Here is a 20041-nt window from a genome sequence, read left to right as displayed (position 1 = left end):
ATTATTTTCATAAAGGAAACGATTACAAAATAAAAGAAAGTGATATTAAATCAAGGAGGCTGAATATGGTTTCGAAGGTTAACAGTAATACAAAGTCAGTTTTAGTTGCAGAACATGAAGAAGCAACAATGCCTTATATTAAAATTGAGATTCCAGAGCATAAAAAACAACTTGCCCAAGTCGTATACCGTGATACTGATAATGACAATGAACATCTTGCTTCATCTGCGGTACTTGAAGGTGAAGCTGGCAAGCGAATTACTTATTCTACTGATAGAGTTGTGAAGCATTTTAAAAATAAGGGCTACACTTTGAAAAACAATGGATTTGATCCAGAAGGGCAAGTTCACTATTTTGATAGTAATGATGCAACTATACAGACTTTTTATGTTGACTTAAAACATGAACTCGTGAAAGTAACTCCGCAACATCCGGGTAAGCCAAATACTCCAATTAATAATGGAGACTCTTTAGGACCTAAATGGGAGAAAGAGACTGCAAAAAGTAATTTATTTAAGGACATAACACGTACTATTAACTATATTGATGAGCATGGTAAACAGCTTGCTGGTTCAATAGTTCAAATGACAAGGCTTACGCAAAGTGGAATTCTTGATAAAGTAACTGGAAAATGGATTAAACCTCTTACTTGGAATAAGTCTAATGGCACCTTATCTAGTCAAATTTTGCGAGAAATAGAAGGATATCATATAGTAGAAATTGATAGGAATTTTGAAAATAATAGTTATAAAAAAGAAAATGTTAAAGAGGAAAATCATTTAATAAATATTATTTATGCTCTTAACGACGTAAATATCAAAAATACTCGTTTAGTCCCATCTGTTCAAAAGATTAAGTTTACTGATGAAGAAGGAAATGAATTACAAGCACCAAGTATTCAGGAAAATGTATTTATTTATACTGGTGATACAGTAGATAAAGTTACGGATAAAGTTTTAAAGACAGGAAGCTGGAACCAGCAATCTTATACTTATGACGTGGTAGAAGTTCCAACTATTAAGGGCTATGTAGCTGATAGTGGTTATATTATCAGAGATAATAAAAAAATTACTGGAAATTTAACAGCGACATATAATACTCCTAATGTGACACGCACTGTTATATATAAAAAATGTAATTCTAAAACACATGCTGATATATTTAAAGGTATCTCCTTATCTAAAAAACCAATCGCAAGCATTATTGATGATCCAACTCAAAACTACAATTCAAATCATATTTCGAGTCTAGACCTAGTAGGATTATCAGGGATAAAATAAAGTCAAAATAACTTAAAATGACAAAATGTTTTAATGACATTTTGTTTTTTTATTGCAAAGAATCATCTCTTATTCTGTTATCACTATTTAAAGTAAAATATTGCTAATCTCTACGGAGAGTAAGAGTTAATAGTAATTATATTATGCTTAAATTACAGAAATAGCTGATAAAACTAGTGCTTTAATAAAATAAATTAGTTGAAAATAAAATAAAGCGCGTTATTATATTAGTAACAGATAAAATAAATCAAACATAACAGAAGTGTTAATAACAGAGCACTTTATTTAAGTAGAAAATTTGGAGGCCGAGTATGGTTTCAAAAAACAACAACATCAAGAAAGTGGAAAGGGTTGCTGAAAGACAACCTTCATTTGGTATTCGTAAGTTAACAGTAGGTGCGGTTTCAGTACTACTAGGAACAACATTGTGGCTTAGTAATAATGCAACTGTAGCAAAGGCTGATACTAATTCTGCTGATGATAAGGCAGAATCACAAGATAATACAGTAAAAAGTGTAAATGCTGCTCAAGCTAAAAAAGCAGTTGTGGTTGCACAAGTGACAGTTAATAATGAAAATAAGCAGACTGCAACTAATAGCACCACTCAGACTTCTACTCAATCAAATGAAAATTCTAAGTCTGATACAACTCAATCTAGCAATACTAATTCAAAAGACACTGACGCAAAACAAACACAGAGTTTAAAACAAAATAATGGTCAATATTCTGCAAAAAATGAAAGCGCTTATAGAAATAAGAGTGCATCTTCAGAAGTTACGTCTAAAAATGTTCAAACTCAACTTCAAAAAGCGGCTACTAATACTGCTCAGAAACAAGCTGAACAAAGAGCAAATAAAGATATAGCTACTCAAAAAGCAACAGCTTCTAAGATTCAAAAAGCAGCTCAAGATGGTCAAAAGAATAGTAAAAATGAAAATACTATTACTGCAGCAGCTTTAAAGGGTACTCAAACTTCACAAAGTAATGACTCTAAAACTGCTATAAAGGCTGATAATTCAACAACTAATTTTAATGCAGCACAAATTTCTGCTTTAACTGCAGCCAACACTGACCTTAATAAGGAATTAGGTGCTAGTTTAATTGATTTTGATGATAATGAAACTGCAACTTTAGATGGTTTAGTTGAGGGTGCCAATGCTCTTATTAAGAATGTTAATGCTCAAGTAGTACAGAAAGTAGATACTTCTAAATTTAAGACTGTTACCAATGGTAATGATTTAGTTAGTGCAATTAATAGTTGGGATACAAGTATTCAAGGAGTTAATGTTCAAGGAAACATCAATTTAACTGGTGCTGTTTGGGGCAATACTCTTACTATTAATAAAAACTTTTATATTAATGGGTTAGATAATGCGACTATTAATCTTGGACAAGTTTCACTTAATAACAATGCTAACTTGACTTTGGCAAATGTTACGGTTAATGGCTCTATTAAAGGAAATGGTAGTGTTGTAGTTAAGGGTGATGTTACTTCAAATGTAGATTACAGTAATAATGCAACTTTATCTGATAGCGAATTAAACACGCAAGTTGGTAGTAGTCATCCAGGCGTAAACACCAATAATTGGAAAGCTGCTAATATTGCTGCAAGTCGAGTAGTTATTGATCCAGAAGCAAGCTTAACTGTTAACCGCAATATTGACGGTGATGGAATTGTTCTAATGAATGGTGGAGCTTTATTTGGTCAAAATGTTGGAACAAATGGCGCTTTAGTAGCTAACTACAATAGTAAATTAACTATTAACTTAAAAGATTGGCAAACTGCTAGTCGTGCAAATGAACAAGCTACAAATATTGAAAATGCTAATACTGGTATTCGTGCAGTAAACAATGGTCACGTAGTTACTGGAGATAGTGCAGAAATCAATATTAATGCCGGTCATGGTCGTGCAATTATGTTCAATGAACCATTTGGTGGCAATGGTAGTATCCATCAAAAATCAAATCTTGAAACAAACTGGTACAACAATCGTTCCATTTCTCGTAATTTTAATTATGCAATGGATACAAACAACTCTGTGATTTTTGGTGATTCTAACAAGGTTCATGTTACTGGACGTGATGGTATTTTATTTGGTAATCGTGGTAATTTCGTAACTGGTGAACACTCAATTGTTAGAATTGACTCAAAAGGTAACGGTGCTGGGCTTCTTGGAGATGCTTTCAGTAGTGTTGAAGTTTCACCTCAATCACAATTGTTATTAACTTCAGATGGTAAGAATGCATCTGGTCAATGGAGTGGTGGTAACTTTATTGGACTTGGTGAAAATGGTCAATTCCGTGTAGAGCACGATGCAACATTTAGATATAAAATGATAAATCGTGGCGGAAATGATGGTAACTATTACGATGATAATATGAACATTATTTCTACTAATCCTCAATCTCACCCAGAAGTTTATGTAGGTACTAATGCTACGTTTGACGGTCAAAGTGACTATAGCAACTATTACGGAGAAATTTTCTCATTCCCACTTGGTTCAACTAATACTGTTTTCCAAATTGATGGTTCAAAATACGTTAACTGGGAAAGAAATGCAGTTTCTACAAAGCCAGGTCCAAATGGTAACCTTTATTATTCAATGGGTAAAAGTTTAATTGATGCAACTAGTGCTCAAAAAGGTCGCTCATACTATGTATTTAAGTGGTATAACCAATACTTTAACGGACAAGATTTAACATTTAATGATGAAAATTCTGATGCAGTCAAGCAATCACTTCAAGGATTCATTGATACATCAAGCGAGTATTGGAAGAATGTTACTCACTTAGCAACTTCTTATAGTAAGAATGGTAATACGGCAGAATTTCCAGGTCACTTTGTAACTGGAATTGATATGAATGGGGATGCTACTCCAGGACAAAAACATGGGACACCATTGAATGATTTTAGCGGAGGTAATGATGGTTTTGACCCTCATAGTTCTCAAAGATTGGTATTAGTAGCCACTATTATTCCAGTTCAAGAAGATAAAACAGAACAAGTTAAAACTCCATTTAAGATTCAAGTTCATGAAAACAAAGATCTTAAGCCTGGTGAAGTGAAGCTGGTTCAACAAGGTCAAGATGGATTAGTTCGTAAAACTACTACTACTTACTACAATGTTGATCCATCAAGTGGTGAAAAAACCATAGATACAAGCAAAGGTACTAATGGTGTAAAAACCACAACAACAGTAATTTCTGAAGAACAAGATGAAATTATTGATATAGGTCCACAAACCGCTTACATCAAATACCTATATCAAAATAATGACACTAATCAAACTGACCCAATTCAAGTTGATGGTCAAAACTTACAAGCAGCTATCAGTGCTATTCCTGTAGCAACTGATAGTCAAGGTAATATTATCTTTACTGAAAATGGCGATGTAACTGCTAATACAATTGATTACTCAGATGTGCAAGATTTACAAAAAGGTAAAGAAGCAGTTAGCCAGCAACAAAAAATAAATATTGATGATGTTCAAGTTCTTGAAAACCAATGGGAACAAGCTGTTAAGGATAAAACTAATAAATATAATGTAACTGGGCTTACTAGGGATGCAATTGTTGCAGCTGCTGAGAAGGCTGGTTTAAATAACCCAGTAGTAGTTGGTCCAACTGAGGGTCCAACATTTAAGGTTATTCTTGGAGAAAAGGCTCAGGATCAAACAGCACAAGTTATTTACCGGGACGTTCAAAATCCTGCAAGTCCAGTTCAATTAGCAACTTCAGGCGAACTTTCAGGTAAACCAGGAACTCCAATTAATTATTCAACTAGCCAAGAAATTCAAACTCTTGAAAGTAAAGGTTATGTTTTAACTAAAGATGGTTATCCAGCAAATGCCACATTTACTAATCAAGCAGAAACTTATTATGTAGACTTTGTTCATGGAGCAGTTCCAGTTACTCCAAATACTCCATCAACCGATATTCCGAAAACCCCAGATGGTAAGCAGTTAGTTGATCCAACTACTTTAACTAAGGATGTAACTTTAACAGTTGATTATGTAAACAACGATGGAACTAAGTTTACTGGTGAAATTCCAATGGATGCTAAGCAGACTATAACCTTTACTGGTTCTGCTTATATTGATAGAGTTACAGGTCAAATTGTTAATGCTAAGAAAGATGGAGATAATTGGGTAGCTAATGGTGCTGGTCAGATTACTTGGACTCCAGAAAGTTCAAGTTTTAAGGCAGTTATTTCACCTACTGAAACAAATTATCATGTAGTAAATGTCTCAGATTATAGAGATGGCAATAATGTTGCAGTAATACCTGATATTACTAAAGATAGTAAAGATATTAAGGTTACAGTCACTTATGCACCTGACGGTCAAAGTGTAATTAACCAAAAGTCAATCCCATCGACTCAAACTGTTAAGTTCCTTGAAGAAGGTACAGACAAGCAACTTCTTGATCCCAATAAACAAGCTTTCACCTTTACTTATAGCGGTGACACAATTAATTCTGAAACAAAAGAAGTGATTAAGAAGGGTAGTTGGAATGCCGAAAGTCACACTTATGATACAGTTAATGTTCCAGTAATTGATGGCTATGTAGCAGTTAAAGGATATGTAACTAAAGATGGCAAGGTAGTTGCAGGTGGACTTACTGCAACTCAAAGTGACCCAGATGTTCAAGCAATTGTTTACTATGCAAAAGTTGGTAAGATTGTTCCAGTTGACCCAGGTCACACACCAATTCCAGATACACCAACACCAACTTATAAGAATGATCCTGATAATCCAACTAAGGTAGTTCCAAATGAGCCAGTTCCAGAAGTACCAGGCTATACTCCAGAAGTACCGAATGTAACACCAGAAGATCCAACAAAGGATACTCCTGTTGTTTACAATAAGGATGCCCAAGATCAAACAGCTGAAGTTATTTACCAAGATATCAATGATCCTTCTAAGCCTGTTCAACTTGCAACTTCTGGTAAGTTAACGGGTAAAGTAGGAAACAAGATTGATTATTCAACCACAGATGAAATTAAGATCTTAACTGATAAAGGGTATGTCTTAGTTAAAAATGGTTTCCCAACAGATGCGATTTATCAAGATACAAACAAGGTTCAAACTTACTATGTAACTTTCAAGCATGGAACAGTTCCAGTTAACCCAGACAATCCGGGCAAGCCAGGTGAACCAATCAATCCTAATGATCCGGATGGACCAAAATATCCAGCTGATACTGAAAAATCTGCTTTAACAAAGACTATTACTCGTACAATTAATTACGTTGATAATAGTGGTAAGGTGATTAGTAAACCAGTTACTCAAACTGTAGACTTCACTAAATCAGGTGTACTTGATAAGGTAACAGGCAAGTGGATTACCCCACTTACATGGGATTCAACTTCTAAAGAAATTTCAGAAGTAACTTCACCAACAGTTCCTGATTACCACATTGTCAGCGTTTCAAAAGATAAAGATGGTGATAACGTTAAAGCAGTAACTATTATTCCAAGTGAAAGTAGTTATGATGTCACAGTCACTTATGCACCCGATGGTCAAAGCGTAATCAATCAAAAGTCAATTCCATCTAAGCAAACTATTAAGTTTGTTGATACTGATGGTAAAGAACTTTCTCCTGATAAGGTAAGTGATTTCACCTTTACTTATAGTGGTGACACAATCAATTCTGAAACTAAAGAAGTGATTAAAAAGGGAACTTGGAATGCGGAAACTCACACTTATGACACAGTGAATGTTCCAGTAATTGATGGCTATGTAGCAGTTAAAGGATATGTAACTAAAGATGGTAAGGTAGTTGCAGGTGGACTTACTGCAACTCAAGATAAGCCAGATGTTGAAGCTGTTGTAGTTTATGCAAAAATTGGTAAAATCGTTCCAGTTGACCCAGGTCACACACCAATTCCAGATACACCAACACCAACTTATAAGAATGATCCTGATAATCCAACTAAGGTGGTTCCAAATGAACCAGTTCCAGAAGTACCTGGCTATACTCCAGAAGTACCAAATGTAACTCCAAAAGATCCAACAAAGGATACTCAAGTTGTTTATAAAAAGAACCCTGAAGTTCAAGATCAAACAGCAGAGGTTATTTACCAAGATGTAAATGATCCAAGTAATGTTATTCAGCTTGCAACTTCTGGTATTTTAACAGGTAAAGCTGGCACTAGAATTGATTATTCTACTAAAGATGAAATTGCTAAGCTGACTAATGAAGGATATGTTCTTGTTACTAATGGCTTTCCATCTAACGCAACTTATGATGATAAAAAGAATATCGTACAAAAATTCTATGTAACTTTCAAGCATGGCACAGTTCCAGTTAACCCAGAAAATCCTGGTAAGCCTGGTGAACCAATTAACCCTAATGATCCAACTGGACCAAAGTATCCAGAAGATTCTAATGTAGTTAACAAGACAGTTACTAGAACTATTGAATTTGTTAATGAAAAAGGTCAACCAGTTGCTAAGGATATTAAACAATCTGTTAACTTCACTGCTAGTGGTGTTCTTGATAAGGTAACAGGTAAATGGATTACCCCACTTACATGGAGTCCAAATCAGGAAATAAGCGAAGAAAAAGTACCATTTGTTGAAAATTATCATGTTGTTTCTATTAATAAGGATGCAGATGGCAAAATTGCAGTTAAGGCAGTAACTCTGACTCATGATGATACTAGTTATACTGTAAAAGTTACTTATGCACCAAATGGTCATATTATTCCAGTTGATCCAAATGGTAAACAAATTCCAAATGCTCCAACTCCACAATATCCAACTAGTCCTGATAATCCAGCAGATGTTACTCCAAATGAACCAGTTCCAACTATACCTGGCTATACTCCAACTGTACCAACAGTAACACCACAAAATCCTGGTAAAGATACCCCAGTTATCTATACTCCAGTTGATGATATGGAACATGCTATTGTAATTTACCAAGACGTAAATAATCCAAATCACCCAGTTCAATTGGCAAGTTCAGGTGATTTAACAGGTAAAGCTGGCACTGTGATTAATTATTCTACTAAAGAAGAAATTACTCAGTTGATTGCTCGTGGTTATGTTTTAAAGAGCGATGGCTTTGCAAGTGGTGTGAAGTTTGATAGTGACAAGAATAAGGTTCAAACATTCTATGTAAACTTTGTTCACGGCACTCAACCAGTAAACCCAGACAATCCAGGCAAACCAGGTGAACCAATTAATCCAGAAGATCCAAATGGTCCAAAATATCCTGCTGGTTCAAATATTGTAAGTCGTGATGTAACTCGTACGATTGATTATGTTGATCAAAATGGTAAAGAAATGCCAGGACATAGCCCAATTGTTCAAACTGCCCACTTTACAGGTAGTGGTGTTCTTGACAAGGTAACAGGTCAATGGATTACTCCAATTACTTGGAGTGGAGACGGTAATTTAGCTGGAGAAACTAGTCCAGTAATTTCTGGTTTCCATATTGTACGTGTAAGTCAAGATTCAACTAATAATATTAATGTTGATCCAACTGTTGTTAAGTACAATACTGATAGTTATAAGGTTAGCGTTGTTTACGCACCAAACGGTCATATTGTTCCAGTTGATCCAAATGGTAAGCCAATTCCAAATGCTCCAACTCCGCAATATCCAACAAGTCCTGATAATCCAGCAGATGTTACTCCAAATGAACCAGTCCCAACTATTCCAGGATTTACTCCAGAGACGCCAACAATAACGCCACAAAATCCTGGGACCAATACTCCAGTTATCTATACTCCAGATGCAAAAATGCAAACAGCTATTGTCAACTATGTTGACAGTGATGACCATGATGCAATTATTGCAACATCAGGTGATATAACTGGTAAACCAGGTACGGTTATTGACTATAGTACTAAGAAAGAATTAACAATTCTTTCTGATAAAGGATATGTGTTAGTTCATAATGGCTTTGATCCTGATGGAGTTTCACCAAAATTCGATAGTGATAGTTCTACTGTTCAAACTTATACAGTTGTTTTGAAACATGGAATTGTAACTGTTACTCCAAATGATCCTGGTCATCCAGGTGAACCAATCAACCCTAATGATCCAAATGGACCTAAATGGCCTACTGATACTGGTAAAGATAGTTTGGAAAAAGTGGCTACTCAAACTATTAAGTATGTTGGTGCAGGAGACAACACACCAAAGGATAACGTTCAAAAGTTCACTTTTACTAAGAAGATGGTAATTGACAAGGTCACTGGTAAGGTAATTGAAACTGGGGCTTGGAATGATACAAGTCATACTTTTGGTTCAGTTGATACTCCAGTTGTTGATGGCTATCATGCAGATAAGAGAGTAGCTGGCGGAACTACTGTAACGCCAACTGATTTAAATAAGACAATTACTGTAGTTTATACTAAGAATGGTAAAATCATCCCAGTAGATCCAAATGGTAAGCCAATTCCAAATGCTTCTACCCCAACTTATAAAACTGATCCAAATGATCCTACTCAAGTTGTACCAGATGAACCAGTTCCAACTGTTCCAAATATGGTTCCTAGTCAAACTACTGTTACTCCACAAAATCCTGCTAAGGATACACCGGTAGTTTATAACTATCAACAAGGTTCAGTTGTAATTGTTGTGCATGATATCACTACTGATACTAATCTTCCTCAGTATGGTTATAATTCAAAGACCGTTGATGAAGGAACAAAGGTTGACTATGATTGGACAAAGACTAAACAAGAGTTGGAGAATCATGGCTATGAAATTGTGAGTCAAAACATTTCTATTCCAACTGTTGTAGGTAAGACAGCTCAAACAATTACAATTGATGTAAAGCACGCAACTGCTCCAGTTGGACCTGATAACCCACACGAACCAGGTACTCCAATTAATCCAAATGATCCAAGTGGACCAAAGTGGCCTGCTAAAGATACTTATACTAAGCACTATACTTCAACGATTCATTTCGTAGATAGTGAAGGTAAGGCTCTTGAAAAAGATAGTGTCCAAACTTCTACTTGGACCAGAACCATAATTGTTGATAAGGTAACTGGTAAGATTTTGAATGATAACGAATCATGGAAACCAAATATTACAACCTATGCTCCAACTACGGTTCCAGTCATCAAGGGATATGTAGCAGATAAGAAGTCAAAAGATGGTGTGACAGTTGGAACTACTCTTCCAGGAAGTAAAGTCGTTCAAAAAGATATTCAGGATTCAATTATCTACAATAAGATTGGTAAAATTGTTCCAGTTGATCCAAGCGGTAATCAAATTCCAGGAGCGATTACTCCAGAATATAAGAATGACCCAAGTAACCCAACTGCGGTTATTCCAAATGAACCTGTACCAAATATTCCAGGATATACTCCAGAAGAAAAAACGGTAACCCCAGTTGATCCAACTAAGGATACAAAGGTTGTTTATACTAAGCCTTCAACTCCGGTTACTCCAGTGACTCCAGATGTTCCAGCAACTCCTGAGAATCCAACTTCTCCAGTAGCTCCATCACCAGCACCACATCCTCAAACTCCATCAACTCCAGAGCCTACTCCAGAACCAGAAGCTGTAAAGCCTCATCCGCAAACAGTTCCTACTAAACCACAAACGCAACCTCAAACTTCTCAAAAAGAGACAACTGTAAAGCCTCATCCACAAACAGTTGAGACTAAAGTAATAACTACTCCGACAACTAAAAAAGTTGCAGAGAAAAAGGTAACTTCAAACCCAGTTTCGATTCAACAGCATGCACCAATTAAAGCACAGCAGGTATCTGAAAAAGCAAAAACTTCTTCATTAGTTTCAACTTCAACTGCTCAAAGGACACTTCCTCAAACAGGTGAAAATAATGATGAAAATGCCACAGCTGCTATTTTAGGTGCTGCAGCAACAGGCTTGAGTATGATAGGGCTTGCAGGTGTGAAGAGACGTCGTAGAAACAGATAGTAAAATTGTTATAAATTAAAAGCAAGGTGTTAAAATACAGCACCTTGTTTTTGATTACAAAAAATAAAATAGATGGTATTATTATCTATGTAATGAGAAATTAAAATGTGTTTTGTCATCTTAGATTTATATATTTTGGAGGCTGAATATGGTTTCAAAGAATAACCGTATTAAAAGACAAGAACAAATTGCGGAATGTAAGTCACATTTCGCTATTCGTAAATTAACCATTGGTGCTGCTTCTGTATTATTGGGAACAACATTATGGTTGAATAATGGTAATGTAGTCAGGGCTGATGCAAATTCAGATAAAGGGGATATGAATAAATCCAGCCAAGAAAGTAGTAGTTCTACTACTAACACTACAGATACTAAAAAAGTAGTTATTGTCACTGAAAATAAGCAAGAATCAGTGAATGATACTAACGAAAAAAATGAATCTCAAAACTCTAATCAACAAACAGATTCAAATTCTATACAGGATAAAAACGAAACATCACAAAGTAGTGATAATACCAATAAACAAACAAAAATCAAAAGTGAATTAAAAGATGATTCTGCTAAAAAAGAGCGGGATAATGAAGATATAGTTAAAAAGGATGCTAAAGCTGAAAATCAAATCAATCAAAATCAAACTAACACTAATTCAACGATTGATAAAGATGAACTAGCTCGTCGCAAAGAAGCAATCTCTACTCAGGTAGAAAAGGCTAAACAAAATACCGCCCAAATACCAGCTCAAGAGTCGCAAACAAATCAAGAAGATAAAGTTGCTTCTGATTCTTCAAGTATTTCGCATGATGTATTAACTGAGCAAAAGGATAATAATCAAATTGCAGAAAAAACAATTAATCCAATTTTGTCTCAAGCTGGTCAACAAGGTAAGCAAAATAAGGCTTCAAAATCTGAACAGTTAGATTTGTTCCAAATTGGAGAAAAAGGCAAAGTTCAAGCAAATCTTACTAAAGATAAGAATCTTGAAAATCAAGAAAAAGCTTTATTAAAACAAAAAGAAAATATTTTGAATATTGCTGCAACTAAAGAAGCTGCCTTAGATTCTGAAAAAATTAAGCAATTATCTACTTTATCAACTGAACAAGTTGCTCAATTATATGGAACTAGTTTAGTTCAAGCAAGTAGTATTAAAGGGATTTTTGATCAGTTGAAAGGATTAGACTTTAGCAAGATTAAAGATTCTGTTAGTCAAATTACTTCTACTATAAATGATCCTGATGTACAAAAAGCAGCAAAAGACTTGATGAGTGGTAACTTTAGTTTATCTACTTTATCAGATTTGAAAAAAGCCAGCAGCAAAATTGGTTCACTTACAACTGGATTAAAGGATTTAGCGGGAGAATTATCTAAAAATACTTCATCAGATAGTAGTACTGGAAGTATTTTAGACAAATTAAAGAATTTTAAACTTCCTGATATTACTAAAATTAAACCAGCTATTGATGGCATTAATACAGCAATGAAGGATCCTAATGTCCAAAAAGTCATTCAAGATGTAACTAGCGGTAATATAGGCTCAGCCATTGCGGATATGGGGACTGCTCTTCCTACTATTGAGCAAAACTTAACTCCATTAAATAATTTGGTTAAAGATGCTACTGGTATTGATGTTATGGATCAAGTTAAGAGTAAACTTCCTAACGTAGACCCAACTACACTTTCAAAAGCTTTAAGTGGAATAACTGGCATAATGAAGGACCCAGATGTTCAAAAAGCAATTAAAGATATTGCCAGTGGTAGTCCTAGTTTAAGTGATGTTACAGCAATTCCTAAAATAATCAAAGGCTTAAAGCCAGTAGGAAACATAGTAAAAGACTTACTTCCACATAAAGATGGTAGCAGTACAACAGATCCTGATAAAGACAAGGGGAAGACTAGTTGGTTTGATAAGTTAAAGAACTTAGTACCATCATTTACTGATGAAGAAATTACTGCTGCTAAGAATGCCATTCAAAGAACTATTTCTGATCCATTAATTAAAAATGTTGTAACGGATGTAATTACTCAAAATTATCCAAAGCTCTTAATGGATGTAATTCATTATGGCCCAGCTACTTTAAAGAATGCTAAGACTTCTATTGAAGAAATTACTAAAGCTATTAAAGATGCCAAAGAACAAAAACAACAAAATACTACTTACACTTACACTATCAATTACATGGATGGTAAGACTAAGGTAAGTTCTCAACAAGTTAGTGGTAAACCAGGAACTACCGAAACAATTACTGTTCAAGTTCCGAATGGTTATGAAGTCGCAGCTGGAAGCAGTGTTCCAGGAACCTATACTTTTACTACTAAGAATGAGAGTATTAATATTTCAGTTGTTAAAAAAGATGCTTCAAAGCCAGTTGATCCAGATGCTAAAGAACACACTTTGACTATTAACTATGTTTTATCAGATGGTAGTGCAGTTGGAGCTCCCCAAACAATTACTGGTAAAACTGGTGAAAGTAAGATTATAACTGCTCAAATTCCAGCAGGATATAAGTTAACTAATGGTACCAACATTCCAGGACTTTATACATTTAAAGATGCAGATGATAGTATAAAAGTTACTGTAGAAAAAATTGAAAATAAGCCAGATGTACCAACAACAAATGTAGTTTTAACCATTAATTATAAAGATGGTGATAAAGTAGTTGGCAGCCAAACTGTAACTGGTAAAGCTGGTAGTGAAGTATCAATTACTGCTCAAATTCCAAACGGTTATAAATTATCTTCAACAGGTGTAGTTCCTGCTACTTATACACTTGGAAATAAAGATTCTAGTTTGGATATTCCAGTTATAGTTGATAGTTCAGCTAAACCAGATAATCCGGATAACCCTAATAACCCTGATCATAAACCAGATAATCCAGATAAAAAGCCAGACAATCCAAGTGTTCCAGATACACCTGTAGAAACGCAAAAGGCACAATTGCTAATTGTTGATCAAGATGATAATAATAATCAAATTAAGGCTGATGGTATTGAAACTTCATTTATAGCTAAAGGTCAAAGTGGAGATACGATTAATTTTGGTAATACACTAGATGCTGTTTCTGCTTTACAAAAATTAGGATATGAACTAGTTTCAAATGATATTCCAACAGATGCTAAATTTGATAAAGATTCTGATAATGACAACATAAGTCAAATTTATCAAATTATTATGAGACATGGAGTTCAAGTAGTAACTGCTGCTACTGACCCTAGTGCAATTCCTGCTAAATCTCAAGGAATAATTAAACCAGCTGATTTAACAAAGAAAGTTAACTTAACTGTAACTTACACTAATTCTGATAAGACTCCATTTACTGGGGATGTTCCAGAAAATGCTAAGCAAACAATTACCTTTAATGGAACTGTTTATGTAGATAAAGTTACTGGTAAAGTAGTTAATGCTAAAGAGCAAAACGGTAATTGGGTTGTAGATAATGATAATTTAGCTATTCCAGAAGTTTCTTGGAAAGCAGATAATGATGAATTTAGTGCTGTAATTTCCCCAAAGGAAAAAGGCTATAAGGTTATTAGCGTTTCAAATTATAGTGCAGGCGATAATGTTGATAAGATCACTAAGTTACTCCCAACTAGCGGTAATATTAGCGTTAATGTTGTTTATGCTCCAGATGATACTTCTGTTCCAACACCAGCTAAGCAAGGCTCAATTAAAGTTATTGTTTTTGATCAAACTACTAACCAAATTATGAATGATTACGGTTATAATACTGGTAAAGTTGATGAAGGAACTAAAGTTGACTTCTTAGATCATGCAAAACAAATTCAAGAATTAGAAAATAAAGGCTATGACATTGTTAGTGATCCAACTGCTGATTTACCGACTACAGTAGCTGATGCAGATTTAACTTATAGATTAATTGTTAAACATCATATTTTATCGGTTAGTCCGGAAAACCCTGCAACACCAGGAAGCTTAATTGTTCCAGGTAATCCTTATAACAAATACCCATCTGATACAAATAGTGATAGTTTAACTCACGTAGTTACTAGAACAATTACTTATGCTGGTACTCCAACTGAAGTAACTCCAATAGTGGATTCTTTGAAATTTACTGCTCAAGGGTATCTTGATGCTGTAACTGGCAAGTGGACTACAGCAGATGGTCAAGAATTGCAAGATCAAACAAATCATTATATTTGGACTAGTCATGATGGTACTAAATTTGATAAAGTAACTTCACCTTACTTTAAGAACTATCATGTAGCTAATATTTCAGTAAATGGTAATGATTATGGAGATGTAGCCGAAACTACAAACATTAATCAAGATTCTAAGAACATTAATGTTGTGGTTAACTACGCTCCAAATGGTGAAATTGTTCCAGTGGATAGTACAGGAAAAGAAATAGCATCAAAAGTTCAATATGTAACAAATCCTGCAAACTTAACTAAAGTAATGCCTGAAGAATCTGTTCCTGAAGTAAGTGGCTACACTACTGAAATTAAGACAGTTACTCCAGTTGATGCATCAGTTAATACTTCTGTAGTTTATACCGCTATTCCAACTAAAGTTAAGAAGGGTAGAGTAATTGTTACAGTGCATGATAACACTGCTAATAGTAATCTTTCTGACTATAGTTATGATACTAAGAGAAGAAAAGTTGGTACTCAAGTTGATTTTGATAAAACTAGTGTACTTTCAGCCCTTGAAAAAGCGGGATATAAGGTTCTTAATTCAGATGTAATCATTCCACAGAAGGTTACTAAAGGAAACCACTTAGTTACTATTTATGTGGAACATGATATAACTCCTATTAAAGAAGATAATAATTCTAAACAAATAGTTTTAACTAAAGAAGCTACACAAACTGTTCACTATGAAGGTGCAGGAAGTTCAACTCCACAAGATAATATAAGTACAATTAAATTTATTCATAAAGTAAGCTTAGATAAGGTTACTGGTGAGTTAATTGATAATGGTTGGACACCGCAAACTCAAACTTATAAGACAGTTATTACTCCTAACGTTGCTGGTTATACTGCTAGTGTTAACGCAGTGGGTGGTGACCAAGTAAATGCAAATGATAATAATCTTGATCGTACCTACACCGTAACTTATGTCAAAGATCCAGTACTTGTTATGGGGAATGTCGTTTATATTGATGATGTGACTGGTGATGTATTAGAAAGTCACAGTTTCTTAGGTAATATAGGAGACAGTGTTAAATATGATCCAGCTAAAAGAATTGCTAGTTATGAAGCAAAGGGTTACCAATTAACTCAAAATGATCTTGATAGTGAAAAGAAGCTTGAAAGTCAAAATAATGATTTTGAAATTCACTTCACTCATACGACTTCTAAAGTAGATGCTAATAACGCTGCTGACAATTATAAGAAAGCTGATTTAGATAAAAATATTAGTCGAGTAGTTGAATATGTATATGCAGATGGTTCTAAATCAATTGCGCCAATTAAGCAAGAAGTACATTTGACAGCCAGTGGCACAATTGACAATGTAACAGGGCAATTGGTTACTGTTCAAAATGGTAAGATTATTCCAAATGGCAGACTTACTTGGACAGCAGTTGGTGAAGATAGTTTCGCTGAAATTCCAGCTATTAATTTAGATGGATATTATATCTCTGGAATTAAAGAAACTGGTACTAATGCAAATGTTAGTGAAAATGGTCAAATTGCTAGTGAAGTAGTAACTAATACTACTCCAAATGAACATATAACAATTACTCTTTCTAAAAAGACACCGATTGATATAACTGGTAGTGTAGATTATATTGATGATACAACTAATAAGACACTTGAAGTTGATAAATTAGGTGGTCAAGTTGGTCAGTTAATTAATTACAATACTGCAAATATCATTCAGGGATATTTGAATAAGGGTTATAAATTAGTTTCAAGTAACTTTAGAGATGGTGTTTCTACATTTGATGGGGATGCTGAAAAGAACAACTTCCAAGTGCATTTAGCACATAATACCAATGTAGTAAATGATGAAAAGGTAGTTACTCGAAATGTATCATATATTGATAAAGAAGGTAGAAATGTTTTACCTGCTGTTAACCAAAGTGTAAGTTTTACAGGTCAAGCTACTAAGGATGAAGTAACTGGTAATCTTGTTAACTTAAACAACGATGGTTCAATTAAAGATCAAAATGGAAAGATAAGTTGGACTGCAAAGGATGACGAATTTGCTGCAATTGCTGCAGTAGATAACAATTATCGAGTAACTGGAATTAAAGAAATTGGTACTAATACTGATGTTGATATGAATACTGGAGCTGTTGCTAGTGAAAAAGTTTCTCCAACTGATAGTAATAAGACTATTGTGATTTTACTTGAGCAAGCTAAAGCTAATGCTCGTGTGTCTTATATTGATGACACCACTGGAAAAGTTATTGAAACTAGAGAATTTGATGGTAAACTTGGCAATAAGATTAATTACGATGCTAATAGTGAAATTGCTAAGTACGAAAATCAAGGATATAAATTAGTTTCTAGTGATTGGGGTAAAAACGTAATATTTACTCAGGCTGATAATAACTACAATATCCATTTAGCTCATACAACTTCAAATCTTGATGTAAATCACTTAGTTGCTGGTTATACTAAAGATGATTTAACTAAACAAGTTACTCGAACTGTTAACTATGTATATGCAGATGGTTCTAAATCAATAGCCCCAATTAAGCAGATAGTAAACTTCAAAGCAACTGGTACGATTGATAATGTAACAGGGCAATTGGTTACTGTTCAAAATGGTCAAATTATTCCAAATGGCAAGCTTACTTGGGATAATTCGAATAAGGGTAAATTTGATGAAGTTTCTGGACCGGATTTAGCAGATTACTATATTTCTGGAATCAATCAAAGTAATTCTCAAGCTACTATAAATGACAAGGGTCAAGTATCTAGTGAAGAATCAAGTCCAACTTCCGCAAACATCAATATTGTTATTACTTTATCTAAGAAAGCCCCTATAGAAACTAGTGGAACAGTTATTTATTACGATGATACAATGAATATGCCTATTGAAACTGTTAAACTTGGTGGGAAAATTGGTCAAGTTATCAATTACGATACTAATAGTAGGGTAGAAGATTACCTCAAGCGCGGATATAAGTTAGTAAAGAATGACTTAAATAAAGATCAAAAATTTGCACAAGATTCTGCTAAAAATAGTTTTGAAATTCATCTTGCACATACCACTAGTCCAGTTAATGATGAAAAGACTGTGACTCGAAATGTATCGTATGTTGATGAAAATGGTGAAACTGTTTTGCCAGAAATTAAGCAAACTGTTAGTTTCAATGGTCAAGCTACTAAAGATGATGTAACAGGTAACTTAGTAAACTTGAATAGTGATGGTTCAATTAAAGATCAAGATGGAAAAATTACTTGGACTGCAAAGAACGATGAGTTTGCAGAAATTCCAGCTGTAGACGATGCAAAATATACAGTTATTGGAGTTAAAGAAAATAATAATGCAGTAGACTTGAAGACAGGTAAAGTAGCCAGTGAAAAAGTAACTGCAAATGCTGATAACAGCAACATTTTGATTACTTTGAATAAAGTAGTGACTCCTAAAGGCTCGATTACTGTTGTAGTTCATGACGAAACCGCTAATAAAGATCTTACAAACTATGGCAAGTCATCAGGTGAAGAAGATACAGGAAGTTCATTTGAATATAATCTTGCTGGAGAAATTAAAGACCTTGAAAATAAGGGTTATAAAGTAATTAATAAAGATTTGAGTGTTCCTCAAACAATTACTGCTGGAGATCAAAAACTTGTTCTTTATGTAGAACATGATTTGGAACCAGTAACTAATAGTAAAGATGTTACTCGCAGTATTAATTACGTTGATGAAAATGGTAATAGTCTTTCTCCAATAATTAAGCAAACTGTTCACTTTACTCAAAATGGAGTGAAAGATAAAGTAACTGGTGAATTTACTAGTCCTCTTACTTGGGATAAAACAAGTGATACTGTTCAAAATGCAATCTCACCATCTATTGATGGTTATCATGTAGTCAAAGTTTCTCAAGATGGCGACGGGGATAATGTTAAAGCCACGGTCTTGAAGAATAATGAAGATAGTTACGATGTATTTGTAACTTATGCTAAAGATACTAATAAACCAGATGATGGTAAGTCAGATAGCAAGACGGATCCAGTTAAGCCAGACGATGGTAAGTCAGATAGCAAGACGGATCCAGTTAAGCCAGACGATGGTAAGTCAGATGCTTCAGCTACTAATTCGACTAATAATACGACTACACCTGATCCAGTTCAATCAACAACTACATCAGAAACAACAACTTCTTCTGCTCCTCAAGAAGAAACTACAAATGATTCAGAACCTACAGAGTCTGATCCGGTAGAATCAACTTCTTCTTCAGGCGATGAGAATGAAGCTTCTAATGATGACAATGATGCAAATGATGAGGCTGCTGATGATGACGTAAATAATGATATCGATTCATCAGATAATAATGATTCAGTTGCGGGTCAAAATAGTAAAACTTCTAATAATTGGAAGGATAGTTTTGGACCACATGCAGAGACATTAAGTAGTAAAAATAATGCTATAAAGAGAGATATTACATTAACCAATAAAAATAACAATATTTCTTCAAACTCACAAAATATTAAACAAACTAGTCAGAATCAACTTCCTCAAACTGGTGATGATAATCAATCAGATGCAGCACAAACTATCTTAGGATTAGCAGCCGGCACTTTAAGTATGATTGGTCTTGCTGGAGTTAAAAAACGTAGAAAGCAAGATTAAGTTTATATAAATAACAAGAGGAGTAAATCACGTCTGTGATTTACTCTTTTTGTTTTGTTTAAAAGGGAAATACTTCTAAATAAAAT

Annotated in this window: 3 protein-coding genes; all 3 read left to right on the top strand. The window is 34.3% G+C overall.

The genetic code is table 11. The features are described from left to right. The first annotated feature begins 65 nt into the window (after positions 1-65). The 3 genes from FOD82_RS06190 (at position 66) to FOD82_RS06180 (ending at position 19955) form a co-directional block, all read left to right on the top strand. Positions 66-1280 carry a hypothetical protein gene (locus FOD82_RS06190; RefSeq protein WP_144355608.1) on the top strand — a complete coding sequence of 405 codons (1215 nt, stop codon included), beginning with the start codon at positions 66-68 and terminating at the stop codon, positions 1278-1280. Between the two features lie 311 nt (positions 1281-1591). Continuing rightward, positions 1592-11188: a YSIRK-type signal peptide-containing protein gene (locus FOD82_RS06185; protein ID WP_144355607.1), complete on the top strand. Its 9597-nt coding sequence runs from the start codon at positions 1592-1594 to the stop codon at positions 11186-11188. Positions 11189-11336: 148 nt separating this feature from the next. Then, entirely contained in the window at positions 11337-19955 is an 8619-nt protein-coding gene (locus tag FOD82_RS06180) for a YSIRK-type signal peptide-containing protein (RefSeq protein WP_144355606.1), read from the top strand. Positions 19956-20041: the final 86 nt, after the last annotated feature.

The organism is Lactobacillus sp. LL6 (assembly GCF_007570935.1).
Taxonomy (GTDB): Bacteria; Bacillota; Bacilli; order Lactobacillales; family Lactobacillaceae; genus Lactobacillus.
Note: the sequence above shows the minus strand (reverse complement) of the source record. Positions and strands in the feature narration are given on the sequence as shown.